The sequence below is a fragment of the Streptacidiphilus cavernicola genome (genome assembly GCF_042510955.1).
Lineage (GTDB): Bacteria > Actinomycetota > Actinomycetes > Streptomycetales > Streptomycetaceae > Streptacidiphilus > Streptacidiphilus cavernicola.
This window is the reverse complement of sequence record NZ_JBHFAB010000002.1, coordinates 116,113-142,828: the sequence shown is the minus strand read 5'-3', so window position 1 is coordinate 142,828 and position 26,716 is coordinate 116,113. Positions and strand designations below refer to the sequence as shown.

The 26,716-nt window shown below is 72.8% G+C and carries 26 protein-coding genes and 1 pseudogene; 17 read left to right on the top strand and 10 right to left on the bottom strand.

The window, feature by feature from the left end; all coding sequences use genetic code 11:
• Positions 1-30: 30 nt before the first annotated feature.
• Entirely contained in the window at positions 31-477 is a 447-nt protein-coding gene (locus tag ACEZDE_RS02790) for a nuclear transport factor 2 family protein (RefSeq protein WP_380531534.1), read from the bottom strand.
• A gap of 92 nt (positions 478-569) precedes the next feature.
• On the opposite strand from ACEZDE_RS02790, the gene ACEZDE_RS02785 reads away from it, so the two are divergent.
• Positions 570-1,142 (top strand): PadR family transcriptional regulator, encoded by a 573-nt coding sequence (locus ACEZDE_RS02785; RefSeq protein WP_380531531.1) that lies wholly within the window; start codon positions 570-572, stop codon positions 1,140-1,142.
• Between the two features lie 104 nt (positions 1,143-1,246).
• Here the strand turns inward: ACEZDE_RS02785 and ACEZDE_RS02780 are convergent, their stop codons facing one another.
• Together ACEZDE_RS02780 and ACEZDE_RS02775 are read right to left on the bottom strand one after the other, a co-directional pair.
• On the bottom strand, positions 1,247-2,137 hold the full coding sequence (locus ACEZDE_RS02780; RefSeq protein ID WP_380531528.1) for a lytic transglycosylase: 891 nt from the start codon (positions 2,135-2,137) through the stop codon (positions 1,247-1,249).
• Positions 2,138-2,745: 608 nt separating this feature from the next.
• Complete coding sequence (locus tag ACEZDE_RS02775) at positions 2,746-3,255, bottom strand: phosphatase domain-containing protein (RefSeq protein ID WP_380531526.1); 510 nt, start codon at positions 3,253-3,255, stop codon at positions 2,746-2,748.
• Positions 3,256-3,425: 170 nt separating this feature from the next.
• On the opposite strand from ACEZDE_RS02775, the gene ACEZDE_RS02770 reads away from it, so the two are divergent.
• From ACEZDE_RS02770 to ACEZDE_RS02755, 4 genes are all read left to right on the top strand, one after another.
• Positions 3,426-6,389, top strand: a complete 2,964-nt coding sequence (locus ACEZDE_RS02770) for a PKD domain-containing protein (protein ID WP_380531523.1) — start codon at positions 3,426-3,428, stop codon at positions 6,387-6,389.
• 177 nt (positions 6,390-6,566) lie between these two features.
• Positions 6,567-7,499 (top strand): GH25 family lysozyme, encoded by a 933-nt coding sequence (locus ACEZDE_RS02765; RefSeq protein WP_380531521.1) that lies wholly within the window; start codon positions 6,567-6,569, stop codon positions 7,497-7,499.
• A 184-nt stretch (positions 7,500-7,683) separates the two neighbouring features.
• Positions 7,684-8,259, top strand: a complete 576-nt coding sequence (locus ACEZDE_RS02760; RefSeq protein WP_380531518.1) for a GNAT family N-acetyltransferase — start codon at positions 7,684-7,686, stop codon at positions 8,257-8,259.
• A gap of 79 nt (positions 8,260-8,338) precedes the next feature.
• Positions 8,339-9,091 (top strand): SDR family NAD(P)-dependent oxidoreductase, encoded by a 753-nt coding sequence (locus ACEZDE_RS02755; protein WP_380531515.1) that lies wholly within the window; start codon positions 8,339-8,341, stop codon positions 9,089-9,091.
• Positions 9,092-9,168: 77 nt separating this feature from the next.
• On the opposite strand, the gene ACEZDE_RS02750 is transcribed toward ACEZDE_RS02755, so the two are convergent.
• A complete protein-coding gene (locus tag ACEZDE_RS02750; RefSeq protein ID WP_380531512.1) occupies positions 9,169-9,402 on the bottom strand; it encodes a hypothetical protein in 234 nt (77 codons plus the stop codon).
• 12 nt (positions 9,403-9,414) lie between these two features.
• Positions 9,415-10,971, bottom strand: coding sequence for an acyl-CoA carboxylase subunit beta (locus ACEZDE_RS02745; protein ID WP_380532324.1), 1,557 nt, complete (start codon positions 10,969-10,971; stop codon positions 9,415-9,417).
• Positions 10,972-11,502: 531 nt separating this feature from the next.
• On the opposite strand from ACEZDE_RS02745, the pseudogene ACEZDE_RS02740 reads away from it, so the two are divergent.
• From ACEZDE_RS02740 to ACEZDE_RS02730, 3 genes and pseudogenes are all read left to right on the top strand, one after another.
• Positions 11,503-12,596: pseudogene (locus tag ACEZDE_RS02740) on the top strand (type III polyketide synthase).
• A complete protein-coding gene (locus ACEZDE_RS02735) occupies positions 12,593-13,537 on the top strand; it encodes an aldo/keto reductase (RefSeq protein WP_380531509.1) in 945 nt (314 codons plus the stop codon). The pseudogene ACEZDE_RS02740 and the gene ACEZDE_RS02735 overlap by 4 nt, the downstream one beginning before the upstream one ends.
• Positions 13,538-13,587: 50 nt before the next feature.
• Complete coding sequence (locus ACEZDE_RS02730; protein WP_380531507.1) at positions 13,588-13,995, top strand: nuclear transport factor 2 family protein; 408 nt, start codon at positions 13,588-13,590, stop codon at positions 13,993-13,995.
• A gap of 28 nt (positions 13,996-14,023) precedes the next feature.
• Here the strand turns inward: ACEZDE_RS02730 and ACEZDE_RS02725 are convergent, their stop codons facing one another.
• Positions 14,024-15,298, bottom strand: a complete 1,275-nt coding sequence (locus ACEZDE_RS02725; RefSeq protein ID WP_380531505.1) for an MFS transporter — start codon at positions 15,296-15,298, stop codon at positions 14,024-14,026.
• 72 nt (positions 15,299-15,370) lie between these two features.
• Between ACEZDE_RS02725 and ACEZDE_RS02720 the strand changes: the two genes are divergently transcribed.
• Entirely contained in the window at positions 15,371-16,153 is a 783-nt protein-coding gene (locus ACEZDE_RS02720; protein WP_380531502.1) for a DeoR/GlpR family DNA-binding transcription regulator, read from the top strand.
• 38 nt (positions 16,154-16,191) lie between these two features.
• On the opposite strand, the gene ACEZDE_RS02715 is transcribed toward ACEZDE_RS02720, so the two are convergent.
• On the bottom strand, positions 16,192-16,518 hold the full coding sequence (locus ACEZDE_RS02715; protein ID WP_380531499.1) for an STAS domain-containing protein: 327 nt from the start codon (positions 16,516-16,518) through the stop codon (positions 16,192-16,194).
• Positions 16,519-16,680: 162 nt separating this feature from the next.
• Positions 16,681-17,187 (bottom strand): MFS transporter, encoded by a 507-nt coding sequence (locus ACEZDE_RS02710; RefSeq protein WP_380532321.1) that lies wholly within the window; start codon positions 17,185-17,187, stop codon positions 16,681-16,683.
• A 1-nt stretch (position 17,188) separates the two neighbouring features.
• Between ACEZDE_RS02710 and ACEZDE_RS02705 the strand changes: the two genes are divergently transcribed.
• Complete coding sequence (locus tag ACEZDE_RS02705; RefSeq protein WP_380531496.1) at positions 17,189-17,683, top strand: AsnC family transcriptional regulator; 495 nt, start codon at positions 17,189-17,191, stop codon at positions 17,681-17,683.
• A 12-nt stretch (positions 17,684-17,695) separates the two neighbouring features.
• On the opposite strand, the gene ACEZDE_RS02700 is transcribed toward ACEZDE_RS02705, so the two are convergent.
• Positions 17,696-17,995, bottom strand: a complete 300-nt coding sequence (locus ACEZDE_RS02700) for a hypothetical protein (protein ID WP_380531493.1) — start codon at positions 17,993-17,995, stop codon at positions 17,696-17,698.
• A 259-nt stretch (positions 17,996-18,254) separates the two neighbouring features.
• Between ACEZDE_RS02700 and ACEZDE_RS02695 the strand changes: the two genes are divergently transcribed.
• Positions 18,255-19,061 carry an RNA polymerase sigma factor SigF gene (locus ACEZDE_RS02695; RefSeq protein WP_380532318.1) on the top strand — a complete coding sequence of 269 codons (807 nt, stop codon included), beginning with the start codon at positions 18,255-18,257 and terminating at the stop codon, positions 19,059-19,061.
• A gap of 15 nt (positions 19,062-19,076) precedes the next feature.
• Here ACEZDE_RS02695 and ACEZDE_RS02690 read toward each other — a convergent pair whose 3' ends face one another.
• Positions 19,077-19,997 carry a hypothetical protein gene (locus ACEZDE_RS02690; protein WP_380531490.1) on the bottom strand — a complete coding sequence of 307 codons (921 nt, stop codon included), beginning with the start codon at positions 19,995-19,997 and terminating at the stop codon, positions 19,077-19,079.
• Positions 19,998-20,332: 335 nt separating this feature from the next.
• On the opposite strand from ACEZDE_RS02690, the gene ACEZDE_RS02685 reads away from it, so the two are divergent.
• The 6 genes from ACEZDE_RS02685 to ACEZDE_RS02660 all read left to right on the top strand — a co-directional run bounded on the left by ACEZDE_RS02685 (position 20,333) and on the right by ACEZDE_RS02660 (position 26,677).
• Positions 20,333-21,094 carry a DeoR/GlpR family DNA-binding transcription regulator gene (locus tag ACEZDE_RS02685; protein ID WP_380531487.1) on the top strand — a complete coding sequence of 254 codons (762 nt, stop codon included), beginning with the start codon at positions 20,333-20,335 and terminating at the stop codon, positions 21,092-21,094.
• A gap of 119 nt (positions 21,095-21,213) precedes the next feature.
• A complete protein-coding gene (locus ACEZDE_RS02680; RefSeq protein ID WP_380531484.1) occupies positions 21,214-22,584 on the top strand; it encodes an ABC transporter substrate-binding protein in 1,371 nt (456 codons plus the stop codon).
• A 31-nt stretch (positions 22,585-22,615) separates the two neighbouring features.
• Positions 22,616-23,581, top strand: coding sequence for a carbohydrate ABC transporter permease (locus ACEZDE_RS02675; RefSeq protein ID WP_380531481.1), 966 nt, complete (start codon positions 22,616-22,618; stop codon positions 23,579-23,581).
• An 86-nt stretch (positions 23,582-23,667) separates the two neighbouring features.
• Positions 23,668-24,471: a carbohydrate ABC transporter permease gene (locus ACEZDE_RS02670; protein WP_380532315.1), complete on the top strand. Its 804-nt coding sequence runs from the start codon at positions 23,668-23,670 to the stop codon at positions 24,469-24,471.
• Positions 24,468-25,457 (top strand): zinc-dependent alcohol dehydrogenase family protein, encoded by a 990-nt coding sequence (locus ACEZDE_RS02665; protein WP_380531478.1) that lies wholly within the window; start codon positions 24,468-24,470, stop codon positions 25,455-25,457. The genes ACEZDE_RS02670 and ACEZDE_RS02665 overlap by 4 nt, the downstream gene beginning before the upstream one ends.
• Positions 25,454-26,677: a carbohydrate kinase family protein gene (locus ACEZDE_RS02660; RefSeq protein ID WP_380531475.1), complete on the top strand. Its 1,224-nt coding sequence runs from the start codon at positions 25,454-25,456 to the stop codon at positions 26,675-26,677. The genes ACEZDE_RS02665 and ACEZDE_RS02660 overlap by 4 nt, the downstream gene beginning before the upstream one ends.
• Positions 26,678-26,716: the final 39 nt, after the last annotated feature.

Below are 26,716 nucleotides of genomic sequence, written 5' to 3'. Positions count from 1 at the left end.
AACCGACGCGGCGTCAGCGCGCCGGTGCCGTCAGGGCCTTGGCGCGGCGCGGTCCGGCGCGGGGACCAGGCCGTCGGCGACGAGGCCGGCCAGGACCGCTTCGCCGAGGGCGTGTACCGCGGACTGGGGGCGCACCATCACGGTGAACTCCTTGATCCGCCCGTCCTGGTCGAAGTGCAGCAGGTCGATGCCGTGGATCTGCTTGCCGTTGACGGTGGCCCGGAACAGCAGGACCTCCGCGGGCGCCTCGGCGCCGTCGGCGGAGGTCTCGGTGGCGCCGGTCAGGTCGCCGATGTAGCGGAAGTCCTGGAAGGTGCGCAGCAGCACCCCGAACAGGCCCAGCACCATCGGCTTGCCCTCGAACGGGGGGAACTTGACCGGGCTGTAGAACCGGACGTCCTCGGTGAACAGGTCGTCCAGGGCGGCGAGGTCGCTGCTCTCGACGGCGGCGCGGAAGCGGTCTGCGGTGGTGGTCATGGCTGCCTGCCCTGGATAGTCATCGATGTTACTAGTCAGTTTCATGACTATCATGGCGGCAGGGTCCGTGAACAGAGCGGGGAGGTGTTCCGATGGCTTTGCGCCACGCCGTACTGGCGGCGCTGCTGGACGAGGAGCTGAGCGGCTACCAGCTGGCCAAGGCGTTCGACCTGGGGGTGGCGAACTTCTGGCACGCGCTGCCGCAGCAGCTCTACGCCGAGCTGGCCAAGCTGGAGAAGGAGGGGCTGGTCGCCGGACGCGAGGTGGTCCAGGACACCCGGCCCAACAAGCGCCTGTTCCAGGTCACCGACGCCGGTCTGGCCGAGTTGCAGCGGTTCGCGGCGACGGCCGCCAAGCCCTCGTTCATCCGCGACGACCTGCTCGTCGCGGTCCAGGCCGCCGACCACCTCGACCCCGGGGTCGTGGTCGCGCAGCTCACCGAGCGGGCCGCCTTCGCCGAGGCCAAGGTCGAACTGTTCGGCGCGCTGCTGCGCGGGATGCGCGGCGACCGCGGCGAGGAGGAGTTCCTGCTGCGCGGCGCGCGGATCGGGCCCTATCTGACCTGTCGGCGCGGCCTGGACTTCGAACGGGCCAACCGGGACTGGTGCCGGCGCACCGCGGCGGTCCTGCTGGAGCGTCAGGCGGCGGCCCGCGCCGAGGGGTGAGCCCCGCCGGGCCGGACAACGCGACATGCCCGCCGACGTCGGGTTCGACGTCGGCGGGCACGCGCGGAAGTGCGGGGACCTGGCGCTGGCTACAGCAGCCGGGCTCAGTAACCGGACTTGGTGTAGGCGATGTTGGTGAAGTCGCCGTAGGTGGCGTTCGCGTAGCGGACACCGGCGATGATCGAGTCCACCGGGTTCATGATGTTCTTGTGGCCCGGCAGCGAGTAGGTCTGGAAGGTCGGCTCGATGGTCTGCAGCAGACCGTAGGTGCCGCCGTACAGGGCCTGGTTGGAGTCCCAGTGGTTCTCGGCGTTGGGGTTGCCCGAGGACTCCGTCATCGCACGGGCCCGGATCGCGTCCGCGGACGGGACCTTGTCGCCGTGGGCGGCCAGCACCGCGCGGGCCTGGGCGATCCAGCCGTCCAGGTTGTTGGCGTAGGTCGGGGTCGCGGCGGCGGCGCGCGCCTTGGCGGCGGCAGCCGCGGCTGCGGCGGCCTTTGCCTTCGCCTCGGCCTGGGCCTTCGCCTGGGCGGCGGCCTGGGCCTGGGCGGCGGCCTGGGCCTTCGCCTTGGCCTCGGCCTGTGCCTTGGCCTGGGCGGCGGCAGCAGCGGCCTTCGCCTTGGCGTCGGCGGCGGCCTTCGCGGCGGCCTGGGCCTTGGCCTCGGCCTGTGCCTTGGCCTGGGCGGCAGCGGCGGCGGCCTTCGCCTTGGCGTCCGCCGCGGCCTTCGCGGCGGCCTGGGCGTCCAGGGCCGTCCGCTGCTCGGAGCGGCTCGCGGCGTCGCTGGAGGCGCGGGCGTCGGCCTGGGCGCTCACCGAGGAGGAGGCGGCGGCGGTGGGGGTCGAGTCCGAGCCGCCGGTGAGGGCGACGGCGGTACCGGTGGCGGCGCCCGTGAGGACCAGGGCGGCACCGATGCCGGCGGTGATGCGCTTGTTGAGGCGCACCGCGGAAAGGCGCTCGTTGAGACGGACGTAGGACGGGTGGGTACGGAAGCTCATGTAATTCCAATGTCGAGGGATCTGCCCCAGGCCGTGGACGCACTGGACCCAGCGGTCGCCCTAGGGGCATCGCTTCTACGGGGTCGCACGCCCGGTGGCCTTCGGGACCGGCCCGACCGAGCAGGGGAGCTTTTCAACGGAGTCGGTAGGCCGCTCCGCGCGCCGTTCGGCGAGCTCCCTGCAGGTTCTCTGTCTGCCTGCTTCGTGAACCGTCACACGGTCCACACAAAAGAGGCAAGAAATACCCCCGGTAACGTGCGGCACACCACAAAGGGGCCGTGACCTGGGTCTCAGTGAATTCCGGCGGAAATCAAAAGAGCCCTTTGCGGGCCCGGATTTCGGCGTCGAAAGCAGGCTCAGCCGTCGGGCAGCCGCCGCGCGGCGAGGGCGAGCCCGGCCCGCATCGGTCCGGCGGGCCGGGGTGAGGTCGATGCCCAGGTCGTGCCGATCCGTTCGAGTGGGCGGGCGATGCTGCTGTGGTGGGGGTGGAGCAGCTCGGCGGCCCGGCGGCCGGGCAGACCAGGCCGCCGACCTGGTCGAGCGGAAGCCGGGTGCGCCTTGCGCCGGGCGATGGCCGACTGAGCCCGCGGCCGCGGCGTGAAGCGGCGTCAGGTTCTGCCCTCGCGATGCTGGGCGTCCCGCAGGGCGGTCGACTCCGAGCCGTAGGTGCTGGCCCAGTGCGCGCGGACGACCCGGAAGCCCGCGCGCCGGGCCGCGTCGCAGACCAGTGCGTCGTCGTCCACGAGCATCCGGACCTCCCGGTTCCGGCCGAGGCCGCGCAGTGCCTCCAGCTTGGTGGTCCGGGCCGGGCGGCGGTCGTCGTCGCCGCGCATCAGCAGGCGCCCCTGCGGCAGGCCGTGCTGGAGCAGCCAGGCCAGGGTGTCCCGGCGGCAGCGCTCCGGACGGCCGGTGAGGTAGACGACCTCGCAGGTGGCGGCGGCCTCCAGGGCCAGCCGCACGCCCTCGGGCAACGGCGGGTCCTGCCGCGCCGCGGCGAAGAAGCCGTTCCAGTCCCGGGGCTGCCGCTCCAGGAAGTACTGCCGGTGGGCGGTCTCGGCCAGCGTTCCGTCCAGGTCGAACACCGCCAGGGGGAGGCCGTTCTCGGTCGTTCGGGTCACCCGGCAAGCCTAGGGGGAACGGGGTTGAAGGAAAGTTACCGAAGTAGCTCAGCCCGTATTGCTTTTTAACATCGGCTTCGCCATGCTCTCCTCAAGCGCGCGCGGCTCGGCCGGATCCCGGCTCTCGGAGACCGGTTTCGGCAAAAAGCAACTCTCACCCGGAGGGACACGTGGCCCGATCACACTCAGCAGCGCCCCCGCAACGTGAGCACGGAACCCGCCTCGCGGTCGCGGGCAGCCTCTGCGCCGCGGCCCTGCTCGGCCTCGGCGCGCTGCCGCCGGCCCAGGCCGCCGCGGCAACTGCGCCGCACACCGTCACGGCCGGCACCGCGAGCGCCGCCGACCGCGCCGCCCTGGCCCAGGCCTACGCCGAGGGCCGGCACATCCCGCAGAGCGCCGTGGGCGCCCCGCGCGGCGCCGAGCAGGTCGCCACGGACGCCGCGACCGGGACCCAGTGGGCCCTGGCCCGCTTCCTCCCCTCGGCGAGCGCCGGGAGCCGACTGACCGTCAACTTCCAGGACGGCGCCGGACAAGGACTGTTCCAGAGGGTCCGCGGCGGCGACTGGAAACTGATCCCCACCCCGACCGAGGCGTCCTGCGCCGCCGCCGTGCCCGCCGCGGTGAAGACCGCGCTCGGTCTGACCGGCGCCGCGGTGGACTGCGCCGCGTCCGCGGCCCGCCCGTCGGCCGCGGTCAAGGCCGCCGCCGCGTCCGCCGCTACGAGCGCCGCCACGCGCGCGGCCAAGACCGCTGCCGGGTCCGGTGCCGACTCCGGTGCCGCCGGTGCCGCAGCCTCCGCCAGCCTCGGCGCGAAGGTCGCCAGCATCGCGCTCGGCCAGGTCGGCCTGGCCACCACCCCCGCCGAGACCAGCTTCAACGGCGTGGACTGCGACCCGTTCAGCACCCTCGACGCCGCCTTCTCGCCGAACGCCGACGGCTGCGGCCCCGACGCCACGCACAAGGTGGAGAACCAGAACGAGGAGTGGTGCTCCGACTTCGCCAAGTGGGCCTGGGCCCAGGCCGGGGTCACCGCCGACATGAACACCCTGAACGCGGGCGCCAGCTCCTTCTACACCTGGGCGCTGGACAACGGGCAGACCCCGGTCGCCGACTCCGGCACCCCCGCCCCCGGCGACGCGGTGCTGTTCTACTCGCCCGGCGCGGTCACCGCCACCAGGTACGCCGACCACGTCGGCCTGGTGACCTCGGTCAACGCCGACGGCACGGTGAACATGGTGAACGGCGACTTCCTCGGCTCGGCCGGCATCACTGTCGAGTACGACCAGAATCTCGACCTGACCCCGTGGGCCGGGGCGACCTGGGGCGCCGGGGAGCAGTGGGTGCTGGTCACCCCGCCGACCGCGGCCCAGAAGCCGAACCCGACCGCGACGGTGGTCGCCCCGACCACCGCAGTGGCCGGCACCACGGTGAACCTCTCCGCCGTCGCCGCCGAGCCGGGCGGCTCGATCAGCCAGTACTACTGGACCTTCAACGACGGCCGGAACAACAACGTCACCGGACAGAAGGCCGGCCACGTCTTCCAGCGCGCCGGGATGTACACGGTGACGATGAGCGCCACCTCGAACTTCGGCACGGTCACCACCAAGACCTGGAACATCGGCGTCAGCGCGCCCTCGTCCACGGTCTCCTCGGCGCCGAACAACTCGGTCTGGTACACCACCGAGCCGGTGATGCAGTACGCGTTCGCCCCGGGCAGCGGCGGCACCCTCGCCGTGGACAGCTGGGACGGCGCGGCCTGGCTGCAGCAGACCGAGCCGGGGCAGCTCGCCGACGGCTCCGGGCTGACCGGGCTGACCTACTCGGACGGCGACTCCGGCTACGCCACCGTCCCGCACGCCTACTACCGGACCGCGGGCGGCACGCTCGGCGAGACCTCGATCGGCGCCGACGGCGGCTGGACCTCCGCCGCGCTGCCGGGCACGCCCGCCGCGCACAGCGCCGTCGCGGCGCTCGCCGCCGACCCGGTCTCCGGGCTCTCCCCGGCGCTGGACGTCACCCCGTCGGTGTTCTTCTTCGACGCCTCCGGCAGGCTGAACGCCAGCACGGAGTCGGGCGGAGCCTGGTCCACCGCGGCGCTGCCCGCACCGGCCACGGCCACCCCCGGCTCGCTGGCCACCGCGGTCTCCGGCAGCCCGCTGGCGGTCGAGTACGCGTTCTCGCTCGACCACTCGGGCAAGCTGACCGCGGTGATGAACCCCGGCGGCGGCTGGACGTCGATACCGGTCCCGAACAAGCTCGGGGTGCTGGCGGGCAGTCAGCTCTCGGCCGCCACCACGGACTCCGGCGTCGACGTGTTCTTCACCGACGCCGCCGGGAAGCTCGCCGTGGCCAGTGCCAAGGCCCCGGGCGCGTTCAAGGTCGCCGAGATCCCGGGCGCGGTCGCCGCGGGCGGCGGCCTCACCGCGACCAATGTGCTCTCCGCCACCGGCGCGGTGCGGGACGAGGTCTTCTACCCGACCGCCTCCGGCGCCCCCGGCGTCACCGTGTGGGACGGCACCTCCTGGCAGGCCTCGACGCTCCCCGGCAGCGCCGACGCGATCACCGGCGTCAGCTCGAACACCGTGCCCGGCCAGCCCGAGCAGGTGTTCACCGCGGACGGCGCGGCCCGGAACGTCGACACCGCCACCGCCCCCGGCGCCGCCTGGACCACCGGCGAGCTGCCGAACACGCCGACGGCCTACCCCGGCACCGTGCTGCTGTACGCGGCCACCCCCGCCGACGACGCCACCGCGCTCGCGGCGGCGGCCTTCGCCGGGCTGCCGGCCAGTCAGACCACCACGGACTTCAACACCGCCTGGGCGGCCACGCTCAGCGGGAACTACCTGGTGATCGCGATCGGCGCGGCGGCGAACAGCGCTCTCTACGACAACCCCTGCGGCTGGGCCAACCCGTCCCAGGACGACCCGGGCTCCACGCCCTTCTACAACGTCGAGCGGCCGTTGAACCTCCCTCTCACCAACCTGTTCCTGGTCGGTGAGGCGGCCACCGCCGCACAGACCCCGCAGGTCGCCGACGACATGGCGTACTTCGCCGTGCACGGCGCGCTGCCCAGCGGGGCCACCCTGCCGACGCTCGCCTACCCGGGCCACACCTGCCTGGGCACCGCGAGCTGAAGCCGGGCGGCAGCCCCTGGCACCACCGGCACCACCTGTTCCACCGGCGTTACCCGTACTGCCGGCGTCACCCGCACCACCCGTTCTACCCGCACCACCACCGTTGTTGTGCTCATCCGCCGGGCGGCGGCCCGGACGCCCCGGGCCGCCGCACCCCGACCCACAGGTGAGGACCCCATGGACACCACCGTTCGCCCCGGCCTGCGCACCTCGTTCGCCGCCGCGTCGATCACCGTCGCCGCGTTAGCCCTGTCCGCCCTCTCGGCGGGCACCGCGTCCGCCGCCCCGACCCCGTCCACCACCGGCACGCCGAGCTACGCGCGCGCCATGAACGGCCAGATGGTGGCGGTCAGCAACTACCGCCCGAACACCCCGGTCCACCCGGAGGCGATCACCCACCCCGGGCTCGACTCCATGGGCTCGACCGTCGCGGCCCACGAGACGTCCCTCGCCCCCGCGGCCGTCACCCCCGCGGCGGTGCCGCAGCTGCCCGGCATCGACGTCAGCTCCTACCAGGGCAACATCAACTGGACCGCGGTCGCCCCGCACATCGACTTCTCCTACGCCAAGGCGAGCGAGGGGACGTACAACACCAACCCCGACTTCACCAACCAGTACAACGGCCCGTACAACGCCGGGGTGATCCGCGGCTCGTACCACTTCGCGATCCCGAACAACTCCTCCGGCTCGGTCCAGGCCGACTACTTCATCGCCCACGGCGGCGGCTGGTCGGGCGACGGCAAGACCCTGCCGGGCGCGCTGGACATCGAGTACAACCCGTACGGCGCGGAGTGCTACGGCCTGTCGCAGGCCTCGATGGTCAGCTGGATCTGGAGCTTCGTCAACGAGTACGCGGCCAGGGAGCACGCGTACCCGGTGATCTACACCACCACGAACTGGTGGTCCACCTGCACCGGCAACAACAGCGGCTTCGCTGCCTACGACCCGCTGTGGATCGCCAACTACTCGGCCAGCGGCGGCGGCACGCTGCCGAGCGGCTGGGGCTACTACACGTTCTGGCAGTACGCGGACTCCGGTTCGCAGCCCGGTGACCAGGACGTCTTCAACGGCGCCTACACCCAGCTCCAGGCCATAGCGGCCAAGGGCTGACCTCCCCGCTCCGCGAACGGACGTGCCCGGTGGCCGACGGCGACCACCGGGCACGTCCTCGTTCCCCGGCCCGGCCCGACTCGGTGGATCCTGGGTGCAACTGGCAGCTGGTCGGAGCGCGTCAGGGTCTGTGTGGCGACGCCAGAAGCCGTCGCCCGTCGAGAGGACCGGAGCCGTTCTTCGCATGTCGGATGACCTCACCACTGCTGTGCCCGCCGTCGCCTGGCCGCCTGCCCCGATCCGGACCGAGCGGCTGCTGCTCCGCGAGTCCGAGGCCCGGGACCGCCCGGTCTACGTCGAGCTGTTCGCCTCGCCGGAGGTGGGCACCTACATCGGCGGCTCCCGACCGCGGGACGAGCTCGAACGCGCGATGTCCGAAGTGCCGGGGCGGCGCCCCGGTTCCTTCGCGGTCGAACTCGACGGAACGATGATCGGCCTGATCACCCTCGATCCGCGCGGCGCGGAACGTCCGGGCCACGTCCGCCCGGACGCCGGGGAGGCCGAACTCGGCTACATGTTCCTGCCGGAGGCGTGGGGACGCGGCTACGCCGCCGAGGCCTGCGCGGCGGCGCTCGACTGGTTCGGCCGCGCACGGCCCGGCGAGCCGGTGGTCCTCAGCGCCCAGACCGCCAACGAACGCTCACTGCGCGTCGCCGCGAAGCTGGGCTTCACCGAGCTGGAGCGCTTCGAGGAGTACGGCGCCGAGCAGTGGTTCGGCGTACGGCCTCCGGATTCCGAACTGCCCTCTATCACTTGCTAGTTGATTAGACGTAAGGCATGACGGCCGGGCCCCGTACCTGCTTTCCTGGCAGCACCCACCCCAGGAAGGCAGGTCTCGCATGCCCCGCAAAGAGTTGGACGGGCGTACCGCGCTGGTCACCGGCGGCACCCGCGGCATCGGCAGGGCGACGGCGCAGCTACTGGCCGAGGCCGGCGCGAGCGTCCTGCTGACCGGGCGGGACGAGCGGGCCGCGCGGGCCGCGGCGGAGGCGGTCACAGCGGCGTCCGGGGTCCCCGCCACCGGCCTGGTGCTGGACCTGGCCGACCCCGGCTCCGTCGACGCGCTGTTGGACCGGGTCGCCGAACAGCACCCGGACCTCGACATCCTGGTGGCGAACGCCGGGATCATGGGCACCGGCCAGCTCGGCGGCATCCCGGCCGCGGAGGTACGCGCCGTGGTCGAGGTCAATGTGCTCGGGACGTTCGCCGTGCTGCAGGGCGCGGCCCGGATCATGATTCCGCGCGGAAGCGGCTCGATCGTGCTGCTGACCTCGCTGGTCGCCGCGCGCGGCGTCCCCGGGATGGCGGCCTACGCCGCGAGCAAGGGCGCCATCGCGGCGATGACGCTCAGCGCGGCCGAGGAGCTGAGCCCGCAGGGCATCCGGGTCAACGCCGTCGCCCCGGGCCTGGTCGAGACGGAGATGCTCTCCCCCTCCCCCCGCGAGGTCCTGGACGCCGAGGCGGCCCGCACCCCGCTGGGCCGCCTCGGCACCCCCGAGGACATCGCCTCGGCCGTCCTGTTCCTGGCCGGCGACGGCGCCTCGTTCATCACCGGCCACATCCTGGCCGTCGACGGCGGCCTGCTGGCCTAGACGACTGATGAGGTGCTGGGTTCTGGCTCTTTGTGGTGACGGGTGACAGGGCCTGCCTGACAATTCCCGTCCGGCGCTCACCACGGGTGCCGGTCGGCGGCGCTGGTCCAGGCGCGCGGGGGCCGGAACGCGGTGGTGCCGGCCGGCAGCCGGACCCGGCGCGGACCCGGCCGCTCCGGTCGGCGGCCGAGCCGCAGCCGCAGGGCCCTGACGACGGCCTCCCGCTCCTCCGCGGTGACCTGCGGGGTGAGGACGACCAACTCCTGTTCGATGCGGTCGCGCCGGTCGGTGCTCCGGGTTCCTGTCGGCATGGCTGCCTCTCGTCACAGGGGGAAGATGCTGTGCTTGCGGTAGGCGGCGGGGGCGTTCTTGGCCTGCAGGTCGGTGAGGGCCTCGGCCAGCAGGCGGCGGGTGTCGCGGGGGTCGATAACGTCGTCGACGTAGCCGTGCTCGGCGGCGTGCAGCGGGTGCATGAGCTCGGCGCGGTAGCGCTCGGTGTACGCGGCGCGGGCGGCCGGCGGGTCGTCCGCGCCCGCGATGTCGCGGCGGAAGATCACCTCGGCGGCGGCCTGCGGACCCATCACCGCGATCTCGTTGGTCGGCCAGGCGTAGGACAGGTCGCAGCCGATGGCGGGTGAGTCCATCACGATGTAGGCGCCGCCGTAGGCCTTGCGGACGATGACCTGGATCCGCGGGACGGTGGCGGCGCAGTAGGCGTGCATCAGCTTGGCGCCGTGGCGGATGACGCCGCCGCGCTCCTGGTCGCTGCCCGGCAGGAAGCCGGGGACGTCGACCAGGGTGAGCAGCGGGATGCCGAACGCGTCGCACAGCCGCACGAAGCGGGCGGCCTTCTCGGAGGCGTGGATGTCGAGCACCCCGGCCAGGTGGGCGGGCTGGTTGGCGACCACGCCGAGGGTCTGGCCGCCGACCCGGGCCAGTCCGCACAGGACGTTGCGGGCCCAGGTCTCGTGGACCTGCATGAAGTCCTGGTCGTCGACGATCTCCTCGATCACCTGGAGCATGTCGTAGCTGCGGTTGGGGTCGGCGGGCACCAGGTCGAGCAGCCGGTCGTTGGGCCGGTCCACCGGGTCCTGGCAGCGGTAGTCCGGTGGCGGGCTCTGGTTGTTGTAGGGGAGGAAGGACAGCAGGCGGCGGACCTCGGCCAGGGACTCGGCCTCGTCGTCGTGGACGAACTGGGCCAGACCGGAGACGGTGCCGTGCATGTCCGCGCCGCCCAGGTCCTCCACCGAGACCCGCTCGCCGGTGACGGCCTGGACCACGTCGGGTCCGGTGAGGAACATCTGGCCGACCCCGCGGACCATGAAGACCGCGTCGGTCAGCGCCGGCGCGTAGGCGGCCCCGCCCGCGCAGGGCCCCAGCACCACGCTGATCTGCGGGATCACACCCGAGCTGCGGACATTGCGCCGGAAGATCCCGCCGTAGCCGTTGAGCGCGGCCACCCCTTCCTGGATCCGGGCGCCGGCCCCGTCGTTGAGGCTGATCAGCGGGGCGCCGGCGGACTCGGCCAGGTCCATCACCTTGTGGATCTTCGCCGCGTGGGTGGCCCCCAGAGAGCCGCCCATGATCCGGAAGTCGTGGGCGTACACGTAGACGGTGCGGCCGTCGACGGTGCCGCGTCCGGTGACCACGCCGTCGGTGCGGGGGCGGTTCCGCTCCAGGCCGAAGCCGGTGGCCTGGTGCCGGCGCAGGGCCTGGATCTCCCGGAAGGAGCCCTTGTCCAGGAGCAGGTCCAGGCGCTGGTGGACGGTCAGCTTTCCGCGCTCGCCCTGGCGCCGGGAGGCGTCCGGATCCCCTTCGCGGACCCGGAGTTTGACCGCGGCCAAGGCCTCGGCCCGGACCGCGGCCGAGGGGTCGGCCAGGGCGGGATCACACTCCGCCGCCGGGTGGGAGGGCCGCGGGGCGGGGGACGACTGCGGGGGGAACTGTTCGGATTCGGGCACCGCTGGACCCCTTTGCGTCAGGTTTGCGTCAGGTGAGGCGTCTGCATCAGGTGATGCGCTGCTGGGAGGGAACCGGTTCGGGCCGGGGCCAGGGAAGCCGGCCCCGACTGGCGGGCAGCCCGGGTCCGGGGGACCGGGCGTCGGCGTACAGCCAGGCACTACACGCTGGCACAACGGGATGGTTCGTGCACCTTCACCCCGGTCGTCCGGGTCGGACAGCCCCCGCCGGGCCGGTCCCGGCCGGCCGTGTCATCCGTTCGGCCCACGCGGGGTGGCGCGGGGTGGACCGGGTGCCGAGTGTGGTGGACGGCGACTGCCCCGGCCCGTCCGGCCCCGGCCGTCCTGCTGAGTACCTCGCCCGCCTGAGGGGCGCTTCCGTCGCCCCACTGTGCGGCACCGCCCCGGTCCGGGGCCCTGCCGGCGACGACGACATCCGAGGGAAGGTTCACGATGCCAGTTCTGTGCCGTCCTGCTGTGGCCGTACCCGAGCACGTCATCACCCTGGAGGACACCCTGGAGCTCGCGGCGCGGCTGCACGCCGACCACCGCGAACTGCCCCTGGCGCTGCGCCTGATCACCAACACCGGGGTGCGCACCCGGCACCTGGTGCAGCCGATCGAGGACACCCTGCGCCATCCCGGGTTCGAGGAACGCAACCTGATGTACGCGATGGAGGCCAAGAACCGCCTCCCGGCCGTCATCGACCAGGCGCTCGCCAGCGCCGGACGGCCGCCGACGAGATCGACGCGATCATCTACGTCTCGTGCACCGGCTTCATGATGCCCTCGCTGACCGCCTGGATGATCAACAAGCTGGGCTTCCGGTACGACACCCGCCAGCTGCCGATCGCCCAACTCGGCTGCGCCGCGGGCGGAGCGGCCATCAACCGGGCCCATGACTTCTGCCTGGCCCACCCCGGAGCCAACGTCCTGATCGTGGCCTGCGAGTTCTGCTCGCTGTGCTACCAGCCCACCGACCTGACGGTGGGCAACCTCCTCTGCAACGGCCTGTTCGGCGACGCGGTGGCCGCCGCCGTGGTGCGCTCGGAGGGCGGCAGCGGGGTCAGCCTGGAGCACAACGGGGCGCACCTGGTCCCCGACACCGAGGAGTGGATCGCCTACGCGGTCAAGGCCACCGGCTTCCACTTCCTGCTCGACCGGCGCGTCCCCGGCACCATGGAGCAGCTCGCCCCGGCCCTGTGCCAGGTCGCGGCCGAGCACCACTGGGACGCCGCCGACCTGGACTTCTACGTCATCCACGCCGGCGGCCCGCGGATCCTGGACGACCTGTCCCACTTCCTGGGTGTCGCACCGCACATGTTCGCCCACAGCCGCGCCACCCTGACCGAGCACGGCAACATCTCCGCCGCGGTCGTCCTGGACGCCCTGCGCCGCCAGTACGACTCCGGCACGGTGCCGGACGGAGCCCGCGGCCTGATCGCCGGCTTCGGCCCCGGCATCACCGCCGAGATCACCCTCGGCAGCTGGACCACCGACCACAGCGCCGCGCGCGCCACCGCCACGGGAGAGGACATCGCCGCATGAACACCACCACTGACCCGACCGTGCCCGCCACCATCACCCTGGGCGGCGACCTGACCGTCGGCCGCCTGGGCTACGGCGCCATGCACCTGACCGGCCCCGGCATGTGGGGCGAGTACCCGGACCCCGAGGGCGCCGTCGCCCTGCTGCGCCGGGCCGTCGAACTGGGCGTCACCTTCATCGACACCGCCGACTCCTACGGCCCCGCCACCAACGAGCAGATGATCCGCCGCGCCCTGCACCCGTACCCGGAGGACCTGGTCATCTCCACCAAGGGCGGAATGCTGCGCTCCGGTCCGACCGACTGGACCCGCGAGGGCGACCCCTACATCGTCCCGCTGGGGCGGCCCGCCTACCTGCGCCAGCAGGTCGAGGTCAGCCTGATGAACCTGGGTCTGGACTGCCTGCCCCTCTACCAGCTCCACAGCATCGACCCCGCGGTCCCGCTGGCTGAGCAGGTCGGTGTGCTGACGGACCTTCAGCGGCAGGGAAAGATCCGCCACATCGGCCTGTCCGGCCAGCCCGGCGTCACCGTCGACCAGCTGACCCAGGCCCGTGCCTTCGCCGACATCGCCGCCGTCGAGAACCTCTACAACCTCGGCGACCGCACCGACGAGGAGGTGCTGCGCCACGCCGAGGAGCACGCGGTGGCCTTCATCCCTTGGTTCCCGCTCGGCCACGGCGGACTGGTCGGACCGGACGGACCGCTGGTCCGGATCGCCCCCGACTACGGCGCCACCCCCTCCCAACTGGCCCTGGCCTGGCTGCTGCACCGGTCGCCGGCCACCCTGCTGATCCCCGGCACCACCTCGATCGACCACCTCGAACAGAACCTCAAGGCCGCCGACCTGCACCTGAGCGCCGACGACATGGCGGCGATCACCCGCGCCGTCGACGCCGCCGCGGCCCCGCTGTGGCGCCCCGTGCCGGTCGCGGCCCACTGAGAGGCCCCGTCGGCCTTCCGCCAACCACCGAGGAGACGAGGAGACAGAGCATGGACAGCGCCCACCCCAACGCGGCACTGCTGCGCACCCTGTACGCGGACCTGACCCGCATCGCCGAGTACGCCGCCGACGACATCGTCTACCACCCGGCCGAACGGGACACCCCGGAGGGCGCTCCGGACCTGCACGGCAAGGCCGCGGTCACGGCCAAGGAACAGGCGCTGGCCCGCGCCACCGAGGGCACCCTGCGCGCCGACATCGAGAGCGTGGTCGCCAACGACCACTTCGGCGCGGTCCTGGGCGTCTTCCACGCCCGCCCCGGCGATCAGGTCATCGCCATGCCCTTCTGCGGCCTCTGGCGCTTCCGCGACGGACGGGTCACCGACCACTGGCAGAACGCCTACGACCCCAGTGCGATGGTGCGGGCGCTGACCCGGGCCACGGCGACCCGCTCCTGAACGGCGGGGCGGCGCGGGCCCGGTGTGCTCACCGGGCCCGCGCCGCGGCCGGCTCCAGCGGGGTTCCCGGGCCGGGCGCGGCGCCGGGCCGGGGACTCAGGATTCCGGCCGCGCAGGCGACGGCCGCGCAGAGGGCGACGGGGAGCAGGAACGCGACGTTGAGCGGGATCAGCCGGGTGAGTGCGCCGATGATCGCCGGGCCGGCCAGCATGCCGAGGTAGCCGAGCCCGGCGACGCGGGAGACGTTGGCGCCCGCGGCCTCCCGGTCGGCGTGCCCGGCGGCGCTGAACAACTGGGGGACGCAGCCGGAGAGTCCGGCCCCGAAGACCGCCCAGCCGACCAGCGTGAGCGGGACCGTGGCGGAGAGCGCGGCGCAGGCCAGGCCGACCGCCGCGACGGCCGCGCCGTGGCGCAGGACCGCGACCGGGCCCAGCCGTGCGGCGACCCGGTCGGCGAACAGCCGACCCACCGTCATGGCCGCGGCGAAGGCCCCGTAGCCGAAGGCCGAGGTGGCGTCGGAGGCGTGCAGGACGGTGTGCAGTTGGAGCGTGCTCCAGTCGTTGGCGACGCCCTCGCAGAGCATGACCATCAGGGCGAGGGCGGCGAGCGCCCAGATCCGCCGGGGCGTGGGACGCCTGGTCGTGGGACGCCTGGTCCGAGCCCCGGCGAGGGCAGTCTCCCCGGCGCCCCCCGCTGAGGCTCCGTCAGGACGCGGCTCAGGACCGGGGTGGGGCTCGTGGCGCGGATCGGGGCGCAGCAGCGCGGGTGCGGTGGCCGCGGCGGCGACGATCCCGAGCAGCGCCACCGCGCCCAGCGTCGCGGCCGGGCTCCAATCCCAGCTCAGAGTGCGGGCGCCGATCAGTGCGGCGATGACGCCGCCGATCGAGAACGTGGCGTGGAAGGCGGACATCACCGGTCGCCGGTAGCCGTGCTCGACCTGGACGGCGTGGGCGTTCATGCTGACGTCCAGGCAGCCGTTGCCGATCCCCAGCGCGAGCAGCGCCCCGGCGAGCGTCCAGGCCTGGGTGGCCAGCCCCGGCAGGACCACGGCGGCGCTGCACAGCGCCGCGCTGCCCGGCACCACCCGGCGGGCGCCGTAGCGGTCGGTGAGCGTGCCCGCGAGCTGCATCCCGGCGAAGGCCCCTCCGCCCAGCACCAGCAGCAGCCAGCCGAACGAGGCGGTGCCGACCCCGGTACGGTGCTCGATCGCCGGGATGTGGACCACCCACATGCCCAGCACGAAGCCGTTGAGGGCGAAGTAGCCGAAGGTGGCCAGCCGTCCGGCGCGCAGCGATCGTTCCATGGATCGAACATATCGCACAGAAAAGCTGTGCGAAAGATTGAGATGCGAACAGACATGGTGTTCAATCGCACTATGGCGACAACGGGCACGACGGGCACGACGGGCACGGGCAGACTCGGCCGGATCGCCGAGGCGGTGCGCGAGGCGGGCAGCATCGGCGTCGCGGAACTGGCGGCGCTCACCGGAGCCTCGGAGATGACCATCCGCCGCGACCTGGAGGCGCTCGCCGAGCAGGGAGTGCTGGAGCGCTACCGCGGCGGGGCCAGAAGCCTGCTGCTGCGCGGTGAGGAACCGCCGTTCGCGCTGCGCGCGGGGGAGGGCGCGCAGGCCAAGCGGCGGATCGCCGAAGAGGTGGCGGGACTGCTCGCCGACGGCGAGGCCGTCGTCCTCGACAGCGGCACCACCTGCCTGGAGGTGGCCCGTGCGATCAAGGGTCGCCGGGTGACGGTGATGCCGCTGTCCCTGCACGCCGTCAACGCGCTGATCGGGGCGCCGCAGCTGACCCTGCTGGTGCCCGGTGGCCTGCCGCGGCCCGGTGAGCTGGCCCTCACCGGGCCGCTGACCGTGGCGTCGCTCGCCGCGCTGCGCTTCGACACCGCGGTCATCGGCTGCTGCGGGCTCAACGCACGGGACGGTCTGACCGCCTACGACCTGGAGGACGCCGCGGTCAAGCGCGCCGCGATCGCGTCCTCGCGCCGCGTCATCGCGGTGACCGAGGGGGCCAAGCTCGCGCACACCGCGCTCGCCTTCGTCGCTCCCGCCGACGCCCTGCACACCGTCGTCACCGACGGCTCCGCGCCGGGGGAGGAGCTGGACGCGCTGACCGCGGCCGGGGTCGGCGTCCGCACCGTCTGATCCGCACCGTCTGACCGGTGAGCCGCCGCCGTGCCCGCTCAGGGCGACTTGAGCAGCAGTTCGGACAGGCCCATCGCGCTGAGGGTGCGCCGCAGCCCGGGTCCGGCCTGGGCCAGCTGGAGCGGGACGCCGAAGTTGGCCGCCAGGTGGTGCGCCCGGAGCAGGGTGGTCAGGCCGCCGAAGTCGCAGGACTCCACCAGGGCGACGTCGATGTCGATGTGCCGGATCCGCGGGTCGACCAGCAGCTGCGCCAGGGCGTCGTCCAGCGCGTGGTCCGTCGCCCGGTCGACACCCCCGACCAGCATGATCTCCGCGGTGCCCTGGCCGTCCCAAACGAGCAGTGTGGTGCTCGGGCCGTCGCCCATGGAGTTCCCCGATGTGTCCCAATGGCGCGGTGGCAGGAGTCAGCCACCGGTTGCACCTGGATCTGCCGGAGTCCTACCCCGCCGCGGGCCCCGCCGAACGTCGGACCCGGGCGCTCCCGGCGGGGCGGCCGGCGCGCAGCAGGCAGGCCGTCGCCGCGGCGGTCACCAGCACCAGGCCGACGGCCACCCAGAGCGCGTCCCTGGCCCCGGCCATGGCCGCGGTGCGCGCAGGAACACCGTCCCCAGCACGGCCACGCCCAGCGTCCCGCCGAGCTGCTGCACGGCGTTGAGGAGTCCCGCCGCGGAGCCGGTGGCCTGGGCCCCGACCCGTCCCAGCGCGGTGCTGAAGAACGGCACCGTGTAGAGGCCGAGCCCGAGGCCGCAGACCGCCAGCGCGGGCAGCAGCGCCCACGGGTAGGCGGTGGGCGAGGCGGTGCTGTAGACGGCGACCGCGCCCAGGGCGCCGACCAGCAGCAGGCCCAGGCCCGCGAACATCACCCGCGGTCCGAACCACGGCACCAGGACCGCCCCGGCCAGCCAGGACGACACCGCCAGTCCGCAGGACCACGGCAGCAGGCTGAGCCCGGCGTTGAGGACGTCCTCGTGCAGGCCGAGCTGCAGTTGCAGCACCACCACCAGCATCAGGCCGTTCATCACCGAGAAGAACAGGGTGGAACTGAGCAGCGCGGCGGGAAGCCGTGGTCGCGGAACAGGCTGCCGTCGACCAGCGGGCTGCGTCCGCGCCGGCAGCAGGCGGAACTGGCCGTCGCGCTGCCCGAGGGCTCGGCGGACGGGGGCGACCCCGGTCACCGGCCTGCTTCGGGGGCACCGTCCCGCCTCCGGTCACCGTCCCGGGCCCGCCGACTCCGCGCTGTTCGCCGCGCTGGCGCAGGACGGGCGAGCGGGGCAGGCCGAGCTGGCCGCGGCCACCGGTTGGGCGCCGGGCACCGTCGCCCGCCGGCTCGCGGAACTGCGGGCGAGCGGCGCGCTGTTCTTCGACGTGGAGATCGACCCGGCGCTGCTCGGCGGCGTCACCGCCGCCCTGCACCGCTACCTGGTCGGCCGGATCGGGGCGCTGGACGCGATCCACGCGTTGGAGACCGCGCCGGTGCTGCGCACGGTCAAGTCCTCGGGGCCGTCGGCCGGTCGCGGTCCCAGGGCTTGAGTTGACGCTGTGTCAGCCGTCGGTGTCCGGTGCGGCGTTGGCCAAGACGGCCAGGATCTCCGGGCGGCTGGCGGCGATCCAGCTCCCGTCCCCGGTGCAGGGGAGTGCGGCGACCCGGTCCACCGCACCCTGGAGCACCTGTCCGGCGTACCGGTCCAGTGCGGCTCGGGCGTCCTCCGGGGTGAAGCCCAGGTTCACCAGGCCCGTCCGCACCAGCGACTCGACGATCGCGGTCTCGCCCTCGTCCGCCAGGTCGGGTACCCGCTCGGGCCGTCTGGCCCCCGGCTCGACCCTGCGGCGTTCCAGACCCATGGACCGACTCCCTCCCACTGCCAAAACCGCCGGGTGCGGCCCAGCCGTCTTGATGCCCGCTCCGAACGCCGGGAACCGTCCGTGGGGGCTCCGGCCAGCTCCGGAGACTGTCCTGTTCGATCTTCGTGAATCCCCGCAAGTCGCGGCCGACGTTGCGTCGCTGAGATGCCGTCAGGACTCCAGGCGGTCGAGCGTATTTGAACCGCGGCGGACCGGGTAAGGGGAGGTGGTGGAGACTACAGCGCAGTTCACCCAGTGGCTGAGGTGGGATCCGGCGGAGTTGCGGCGGGTGTCGCCGGGTGATGCGCGGGCGATGTCGAAGGTGTTGTTCGCCTGGATGGCCGAGTTGGATGAGGGGACGCACGAGTACCAGTACGTGCGGAACACCCTGGTGGAGCTGAACATGGCGCTGGTGCGGTTCGCCGCGCGGCGGTTCCGCACCCGCAGTGAGCCGGTGGAGGACATCGTCCAGGTCGGCACGATCGGCCTGATCAAGGCGATCGACCGGTTCGACCTGGAGCAGGGGAACGAGTTCCCGACGTTCGCGATGCCGACCATCATCGGGGAGATCAAGCGGTTCTTCCGGGACACCAGCTGGGCCGTGCACGTTCCGCGCCGGTTGCAGGAACTGCGGCTGGCCCTGGCCGGTGCCACCGACGCGTTGACCTGTGAGTTGGGCCGCGCCCCCGCTGTCGCCGAGTTGGCCGACCGGCTGGAGCTGAGCGAGGCCGAGGTCCGCGAGGGCCTGGTCGCGGCCAACGGCTACTCGGTCTCCTCGATCGACGCGGGCAACCCCTCCGGCGACGGCGACGACCAGGGCTCGTCCTTCGTCGCCCACTTGGGCGAGGCGGACCCCGGCCTTGACGCCGTGGAGAACCTGATCTGCCTCAAGCCGCTGCTGGCGGGGCTCGGCGAGCGCGACCGGCAGATCATCTCGATGCGCTTCGGCGCGGAGATGACGCAGTCCGAGATCGGCGACGAACTGGGCATCTCGCAGATGCACGTCTCCCGGCTGCTCTCCCGCGCGTTGGGGACGCTGCGCAGCCAGCTCCTGACGGAGAGCTGAGCCGACCCCGCCCGGTCAGTCGGCCGCCGCTGCCGAGGCGGCGGCCGCGGTCAGGTCGGCGGTCTGCGCGGCGGGCGGCGGGGTCACCGTCACCGGGGCGCCGAAGTCGCTCATCCGCAGATCGGTGGTGCTGGTCACGCTCTGCGTGGCGGCGGTCGCCGAGGGGCTCGCCGACCCGGAGGAACCGGAGGCCGCAGAAGACCCGGAGCCGGACGCGCTGACGGTCAGCACCAGCCGCTCCTCCCGGATGTGCTGCTGGGCGTCGACCCAGACGTCGATCGGAATGCTGGTGGGCAGCGACACCCCGAGCATGCCGGTGCCTGCCTTGGGGAGCGCGGCCTGGAGCCGGTAGTGGGTGGTGCTGGTCCCGTCGACGGTCTCGGTGCCCACGGTGGTGACGTCCTGGGCGTACTGGAGGTAGCCCAGGCTCTGCGAGACGTCGGGCGCGCTGACCGTGCCGTAACTGCCCGCGCTCGCCTTGGCGGTGTCGATCCTGACCCAGGGCTTCCCACCGGGGACGGCGGACCGCGCGGCGGGCGGCAGCAGTTCGTAGAGCACCGTGCCGACCACCCGGAGCTGGATGCTCTCGCCGTCGGCGTCCAGGGCCAGTTGACCGTTCCCGCCGCTGCTCAGCTCGGTGCTGCCGGTGCCCTTGACGGTGTAGGACTTCCCGCCGCCCTGCACGGTCTCGTCCAGGGTCAGTCGCGCGGAGCCGCTGGCGACGGTCGCCGCCGCGGCGGCCCGCAGCGCGGCGGCGTCGGGGCCGCTGCTCGCCGGACCGCTGCTCGCGGCGGCCGAGCCGCCGACCGTGGGGCTGCCGGTGGCCGGGCCCGCACCCACCGTGATCGTGCCCGTGCTGGCGCAGCCCGCCAGCGCGAGGGCCCCGGCCAGGGTCGTCAGCGCCAGCGTCCTGCGGGCCGGTGCGGTGGTGCTCATCTGCTGCCTCCTGGGAGATGTCGGCCTTCTGACGTGTCCTCACCGGGCGGCTACCCGTGGGGCGGCACGGCATTCCCGGGGGCGGAAAATGGCAGGGCTGCGTCAAAACGGGCACGGTGAGGAGGGATTCGGGCAGTCAGGCCGTGCCCGGAAAGGCCCGATCATGGACGTGAGGTGCGGTCTTGCAGTGATCGAAACGGTCGGAAAGCGGGTTTGTTTCGGTCGGTTGCGGGCGGCTGTGAGCCACCCGGGGGAAGGTATAACTCTGTTGCGGGCAGGAATCGGGCGCTCGATGCCCGAACGGGCGGAGGCGACGGAAGAGAACGGGGCGGACCATGCGGGCAGAGGAGCGGAAGCACCGGATCCTCCTGCTGGCCCGGCAGGAGGGCCGGGTGGACGTGGCCGCCGCGGCGGCGGAGTTCAAGGTCGCGCCGGAGACCATCCGGCGGGACCTCGGTGAACTCCAGCGCCGCGGGCTGGTCCGCAGGACCCACGGCGGCGCCTACCCGGTCGAGAGCCCCGGCTTCGAGACCGGACTTGCCCAGCGGATCAACCGCAACGTGGAGAACAAGCGGCGGATAGCCGCCGAGGCGGTGAAGCTGCTCGGGGACGCGGAGACGGTCTTCGTCGACGAGGGCTACACCCCGCAGATCCTGGCCGCGCTGCTGCCCACCGACCGTCCGCTCACCATGGTCACCGCCTCGCTCACCACCGCGGCGGCGGTCGCCGACTCGGCCAACCTCACCGTGCTGCTGCTCGGCGGCAGAGTACGCGCCAGAACCCTGGCCACGGTGGGCTCGTGGGCCTGTTCGATGCTCAACGGATTCGCCATCGACCTGGCGATCCTCGGTTCCAACGGCATCTCCAGGGAGCACGGGCTGACCACGCCCGACCCCGTGGTGGCCGACGTCAAGGCGAAGGCCATCGAGGTCTCCCGCAGGCGGGTCTTCATGGGGGACCACAGCAAGTTCGGCGTGAGCACCTTCTGCCGGTTCGCCGGCATCGACCAGTTCGAGGCGATCGTGACCGACACCGGGCTGTCCAGCGCCGAGGCCCGTCGCTACTCGCTGATGGGGCCCAGCGTCATCCGCGTCTGACGCACGCCCGGCGCCCCACTTCGCGGTCCTGCGACCGATCCGCCCCACCACCTGTTTTGTCATGCCCCCGGCGGTTCCCACCTGGGCCGCCGGCCACCGATCCGGGAAAGAAGGACGACATGACCGGCAGAAACACCCTGATCCGCGGTACCGCCCCGATCTGCGCCCTGGTGCTGAGCGCCGCGCTGCTGACCGCCTGCGGCGGGGCCGGCGGCGGCAGCACCGGCGGGGGCTCCAGCTCGCACTCCATCAACGTGCTGATGGTGAACAACCCGCAGATGGAGGACCTGCAGCAGCTCACCGCCAAGTACTTCACCAAGTCCACCGGGATCACCGTGCACTTCACCGTGCTGCCGGAGGACGACGTCCGCGACAAGATCACCCAGGACTTCTCCAGCCAGGCCGGGCAGTACGACGTGGCGACCATCAGCAACTACGAGACGCCCTTCTTCGCCAAGAACGGCTGGCTGTCCTCGCTCTCCGCCGACGCCAAGGCCGACACGGCCTTCGACCAGGGCGACATCCTGCCCACCATCCAGAAGTCGCTGACCGTCAACGGGCAGATCTACGCCGAGCCCTTCTACGGCGAGTCGTCGTTCCTGATGTACCGCAAGGACGTCTTCGCGGCCAAGCACCTGACCATGCCCGCCAACCCGACCTGGGAGCAGGTCGCCGACCTGGCTGCCAAGGCCGACGGCGCCGAGCCCGGGATGAAGGGCATCTGCCTGCGCGGCCAGCCGGGCTGGGGCGAGCTGATCGCCCCGCTGACCACGGTGGTCAACACCATGGGCGGCACCTGGTTCACCCAGGACTGGAAGGCCCAGCTGGACAGCCCCGCCTTCACCAAGGCCACCGACTTCTACGTCAACCTGGTGCGGGCCCACGGCGAGGCCGGCGCGTCCCAGTCCGGCTTCACCGAGTGCCTCAACGACCTGGAGCAGAGCAAGGTCGCCATGTGGTACGACGCCACCTCAGCGGCCGGTTCGCTGGAGGGCAGCGGCTCGCCGGTCGCCGGGAAGCTGGGCTACGTCCCCGCGCCGGTCGACCAGACCAAGAGCTCCGGCTGGCTCTACACCTGGGCCTGGGGGCTGCAGAAGGCCAGCAAGCACCAGGACGACGCCTGGAAGTTCATCTCCTGGGCCTCCGGCAAGCAGTACGAGCAGCTGGTCGGCAGCACGCTCGGCTGGTCCAGGGTCCCGGCGGGCAAGCGCACCTCGACCTACTCCAACCCCGGCTACACCGCCGCGGCCTCGGCCTTCGCCCAGCCCACGCTGACCGCGCTGGACTCCGCCGACCCGGCGAACCCCGGGGTGCAGCCGCGGCCCGCGCCCGGCATCCAGTTCGTCGGCATCCCCGAGTTCGAGGACCTGGGCACCCAGGTCTCCCAGCAGATCAGCGCCGCGATCAGCGGGAAGACCAGCGTGGCGCAGGCCCTGAAGACGAGTCAGTCGCTCGCCGCCAAGGTCGCCGCCGCGCACGCCGGTCAGTGACCGTACCCGCCCCGGCGAATCGGAGAGACCCATGAGCACCCCCTCGATCACCACCCCCCGCGGCGCACCCAGAGCCGCCTCGCGCGCGACGGCAGCCAAGGCGCCCCGTCCGCGTGGGGCGTGGGCCCGCCGGGCGCCGCTGCTGCCCGCCCTGGTCTTCATGATCGTGGTCACCCAACTGCCGTTCGTCGGCACCCTGGTGATCTCCTTCATGCGCTGGAACGCGCTGGACCCGGGGGACCGCGGCTTCGGCGGCGTGGAGAACTACCGCAACGCCTTCACCGACCCCACCCTGCGCTCGGCGATCGTCACCACGGTCGTGCTGACCGCGTCGGTGGTGCTGGTGAGCCTGCTGCTCGGGCTCGGGCTCGCCCTGCTGCTGGACCGGAAGTTCCTCGGCCGCGGCATCGTCCGCACCATGCTGATCACCCCGTTCCTGGTGGTGCCGGTCGCCTCCGCGCTGCTGTGGAAGCACGCGATCTACAACGCCACCTACGGACTCCTCAACGGCACCCTGACCTGGCTCTGGAGCCTGTTCGGCAGCCACAGCGCGCCGCAGCCGGACTGGCTGTCCTCGATCCCGCTGATCTCGGTCGAGGCCTCGCTGGTCTGGCAGTGGACCCCGTTCATGATGCTGATCCTGCTGGCCGGCCTGCAGAGCCGTCCCAGCGACGTGGTCGAGGCCGCGCGGGTGGACGGGGCCGGCACCTGGCAGGTGTTCCGCTACCTGACCTTCCCGCACCTGCGCCGCTACCTGGAGCTGGCCGCGCTGCTCGGCAGCATCTACGTGGTGCAGAACTTCGACGCCGTCTTCACCATCACCTCCGGCGGCCTCGGCACCGCCAACCTCCCCTACGCCGTCTACCAGACCTTCTACTCCGGCCACGACTACGGCCAAGCCTCCGCCGAGGGCGTCATCGTCGTGGTCTGCTCCATCCTCATCGCCACCCTGGCGCTGCGGACCGTCTCGTCGCTGTTCCGGGAGGAGTCACTGTGACCAGCACCGCGATCCCCTCCCGCTCCACCCGTTCCACTCGCTCCGTCCGTTCCACCCGCTCTGCCCGGTCCCGTCGCGGCGGCTCGGTGCTGGGCCTGCTGGCCTGGCTGTGCGGGCTGCTGTTCTTCCTGCCGTTCGCCTGGATGGTGCTCACCTCGCTGCACAGCGAGCAGAGCGCGGCGACCAATCCGCCGAGCCTCGGCGCCGGGCTGACCCTGCACGGCTACCAGGAGTTCTTCGGCTCCGGCACCGGGGTCAGCCCCTGGCCGCCGCTGATCAACTCGCTGACCGCGAGCGTCGCCTCGACCCTGCTGGTGCTGGCGCTGTCGATCCCGGCCGCCTACGCGCTGTCGATCAAGCCGGTGCGCAAGTGGACCGACGTGATGTTCTTCTTCCTCTCCACCAAGATGCTGCCGGCCGTGGCCGGACTGCTGCCGGTGTACCTGATCGCCCAGCACACCGGGATGCTGGACGACATCTGGCTGCTCGTCATCCTCTACACCTCGATGAACCTGCCGATCGCGGTCTGGATGATGCGGTCGTTCCTGGCCGAGGTGCCCAAGGAGATGCTGGAGGCCGCCTCGCTGGACGGGGCCGGCCTGCTGACCACGCTGATCAGGATCGTCGCCCCGGTGGCCGCCCCCGGCATCGCGGCCACCGCGCTGATCTCGTTCATCTTCAGCTGGAACGAGCTCCTCTTCGCCCGGGTGCTGACCGGCGTCGTCGCCGGGACCGCGCCCGTCTTCCTCACCGGCTTCGTCACCAGCCAGGGCCTGTTCCTGGCCAAGGTGTGCGCCGCCGCCGTCTGCATCTCCGTACCGGTGCTCATCGCCGGTTTCGCCGCCCAGGACAAGCTGGTCCAGGGCCTTTCGCTGGGAGCCGTCAAGTGAAGGCAGCCGTCATCAGTGCCCCCGGAGTGGTCGACGTCGCAAGCGTGGACGACCCCACCCCCGGGCCCGAGGACGTCGTCGTCGAGGTCGCCGCCTGCGGGCTGTGCGGAACCGATCTGCACATCCTGGAGGGCGAGTTCGCGCCCACCCTGCCGATCGTGCCCGGCCACGAGTTCGCCGGGCGGATCGTGGCCGCGGGCAAGGGCGTGGTCGGGCTCGCGGTCGGCGACCGGGTCGCCGTGGACCCCTCGCTGTACTGCCACGCCTGCCACTACTGCCGCCAGGGCCGCGGCAACCTCTGCGAGCGCTGGAACGCGATCGGGGTCACCCGGCCCGGCGGCGCGGCCGAGTTCGCGCTCGCCCCGGCGGCCAACTGCGTCCGACTGCCCGACCACGTCCGCACCGAGGACGCCGCGCTGATCGAACCGCTCTCCTGCGCGGTGCGCGGCTACGACGTGCTGCGCAGCCGGATGGGCAGCCGGGTGCTGATCTACGGCTCGGGAACCATGGGCCTGATGATGCTGGAGCTGGCCAAGCGGACCGGCGCGGCGAGCGTCGACATGGTCGACCTCAACCCGGACCGGCTGGCCACGGCGCGGCAGCTGGGCTGCAGCCGGGCAGCCGCCTCCCCGGACGAGCTGGAGCAGCCGCGCGGCTGGGACGTGGTGATCGACGCCACCGGCAACGAGCGGGCCATCCAGGACGCGCTGGGCCGGGTCGGCAAGGGCGGCACCTACCTGCAGTTCGGCGTGGCCGACTACGCGGCGCGGGCCACCATCGACCCCTACCGGATCTACAACCAGGAGATCACCATCACCGGGTCGATGGCGGTGCTGCACAGCTACGAGCGGGCGGCCGACCTGTTCGCCGCCGGGGTGCTGGATCCGGAGGTCTTCATCAGCGACCGGCTGCCGCTGACCGCGTACCCCGAGGCGCTGCAGCAGTTCCGGGCCGGCCGGGGCCGGAAGATCCTGGTCACCCCGTGAGCCCGGGGGAGCGGCGGACGACCGGGCCGGGTCGGCCGACGGCCGGGCCGGACCGGCCGACCCTGGTGGTCGGCGAGGCCCTGGTGGACGTGCTGACGGACGGTCAGGGCGGGCGGCGGGCCAGCCCCGGCGGCAGCCCCGCCAATGTGGCCCTCGGGCTGGCTCGGCTCGGCCTGCCGGTGCGGCTGGCCACCAGGACCGGCGACGACGTGTTCGGCGAGCTGGTCCGCCGGCACCTGTGGCGCGACGGCGTCGAGCTGGTCGGCGGCGTCGCCGACGGGCGCACCGCCACCGCCACGGTCACCCTGGACCCGCACGGCAACGCCGACTACGCCTTCGACCTGCACTGGGAGCTGCCGGACGACACCGTCGCGCTGCTGCGGGAGCAGCCGCGGCGGCACGCGCACCTGCACACCGGCTCGCTGGCGGCCACGTTGCCGCCGGGCGCGGAACAGGTGCTGGCCGCGGTCCTGGCGGCCCGGCCGCAGGCCACCGTCTCCTACGATCCCAACCTGCGGCCGGTGCTGCTCGGCGAGCCCGCGGCGGAGCGGGCCGGGATCGAGGCGCTGGTCGCCGCGGCGGACCTGGTCAAGGCCAGCGAGGAGGACCTGGCCTGGCTCTACCCGGAGCTGGGCGCGGAGCGGGCCGCCGCGGAGTGGGTGCGGCGGGGCCCGGCCCTGGTGGTGCTCACCCGGGGCGGCGACGGTGCGAAGGCGCTCTGGCGCCACGGGAGTTGCGAGGTCGCGGCGCTGCCGGTGACGGTGCTGGACACGGTCGGCGCGGGGGACGCCTTCATGGCCGGGCTGCTGGCGGGGCTGCTGGGCGCGGGGCTGCTCGGCGACGGCGCGGGCGGGGGCGGCGGCGAGCGCGGGGGCGGCGGTGAGGGCGGTGGGCTGCTCGGCGGTGGTGGTGGCGGCAGCGGCGGCGGTGTCGGTGACGGCGGCTCACCGCCCTCCGGACGGACCGCGCTGCTGGCTGCGACCAGTGGGTCCGAGCCCTCACCGCAGCTCACCGCCGCCCTCGCGCTCGCCGCGCGGGCCGCGGCGGCGACCTGTGGCCGACTCGGCGCGGACCCGCCGACCAGGGCCGAACTGGACGCGCTGGGCACGTCGGACGGCGGGGTCGGCAAGGGCGACGGGGACGGCAGCGACGGCAAGAGCGGCAGCGACGGCGCGGGCGGTAGGGGTGGTAGGGGCGTTCTGCCGGTCGGCCGGGGCTGAGTAAGAGTAAGGAACGCCGGGATCCTCGGGAGGGTGGAC

What these genes read in the sequence shown, in the direction of transcription:
- ACEZDE_RS02790 (WP_380531534.1), bottom strand. Translation starts at nt 477, where the DNA reads ATGACCACCACCGCAGACCGCTTCCGCGCCGCCGTCGAGAGCAGCGAC.
- ACEZDE_RS02785 (WP_380531531.1), top strand. Translation starts at nt 570, where the DNA reads ATGGCTTTGCGCCACGCCGTACTGGCGGCGCTGCTGGACGAGGAGCTG.
- ACEZDE_RS02780 (WP_380531528.1), bottom strand. Translation starts at nt 2,137, where the DNA reads ATGAGCTTCCGTACCCACCCGTCCTACGTCCGTCTCAACGAGCGCCTT.
- ACEZDE_RS02765 (WP_380531521.1), top strand. Translation starts at nt 6,567, where the DNA reads ATGGACACCACCGTTCGCCCCGGCCTGCGCACCTCGTTCGCCGCCGCG.
- ACEZDE_RS02760 (WP_380531518.1), top strand. Translation starts at nt 7,684, where the DNA reads ATGTCGGATGACCTCACCACTGCTGTGCCCGCCGTCGCCTGGCCGCCT.
- ACEZDE_RS02755 (WP_380531515.1), top strand. Translation starts at nt 8,339, where the DNA reads ATGCCCCGCAAAGAGTTGGACGGGCGTACCGCGCTGGTCACCGGCGGC.
- ACEZDE_RS02750 (WP_380531512.1), bottom strand. Translation starts at nt 9,402, where the DNA reads ATGCCGACAGGAACCCGGAGCACCGACCGGCGCGACCGCATCGAACAG.
- ACEZDE_RS02735 (WP_380531509.1), top strand. Translation starts at nt 12,593, where the DNA reads ATGAACACCACCACTGACCCGACCGTGCCCGCCACCATCACCCTGGGC.
- ACEZDE_RS02730 (WP_380531507.1), top strand. Translation starts at nt 13,588, where the DNA reads ATGGACAGCGCCCACCCCAACGCGGCACTGCTGCGCACCCTGTACGCG.
- ACEZDE_RS02725 (WP_380531505.1), bottom strand. Translation starts at nt 15,298, where the DNA reads ATGGAACGATCGCTGCGCGCCGGACGGCTGGCCACCTTCGGCTACTTC.
- ACEZDE_RS02720 (WP_380531502.1), top strand. Translation starts at nt 15,371, where the DNA reads ATGGCGACAACGGGCACGACGGGCACGACGGGCACGGGCAGACTCGGC.
- ACEZDE_RS02715 (WP_380531499.1), bottom strand. Translation starts at nt 16,518, where the DNA reads ATGGGCGACGGCCCGAGCACCACACTGCTCGTTTGGGACGGCCAGGGC.
- ACEZDE_RS02700 (WP_380531493.1), bottom strand. Translation starts at nt 17,995, where the DNA reads ATGGGTCTGGAACGCCGCAGGGTCGAGCCGGGGGCCAGACGGCCCGAG.
- ACEZDE_RS02690 (WP_380531490.1), bottom strand. Translation starts at nt 19,997, where the DNA reads ATGAGCACCACCGCACCGGCCCGCAGGACGCTGGCGCTGACGACCCTG.
- ACEZDE_RS02685 (WP_380531487.1), top strand. Translation starts at nt 20,333, where the DNA reads ATGCGGGCAGAGGAGCGGAAGCACCGGATCCTCCTGCTGGCCCGGCAG.
- ACEZDE_RS02680 (WP_380531484.1), top strand. Translation starts at nt 21,214, where the DNA reads ATGACCGGCAGAAACACCCTGATCCGCGGTACCGCCCCGATCTGCGCC.
- ACEZDE_RS02675 (WP_380531481.1), top strand. Translation starts at nt 22,616, where the DNA reads ATGAGCACCCCCTCGATCACCACCCCCCGCGGCGCACCCAGAGCCGCC.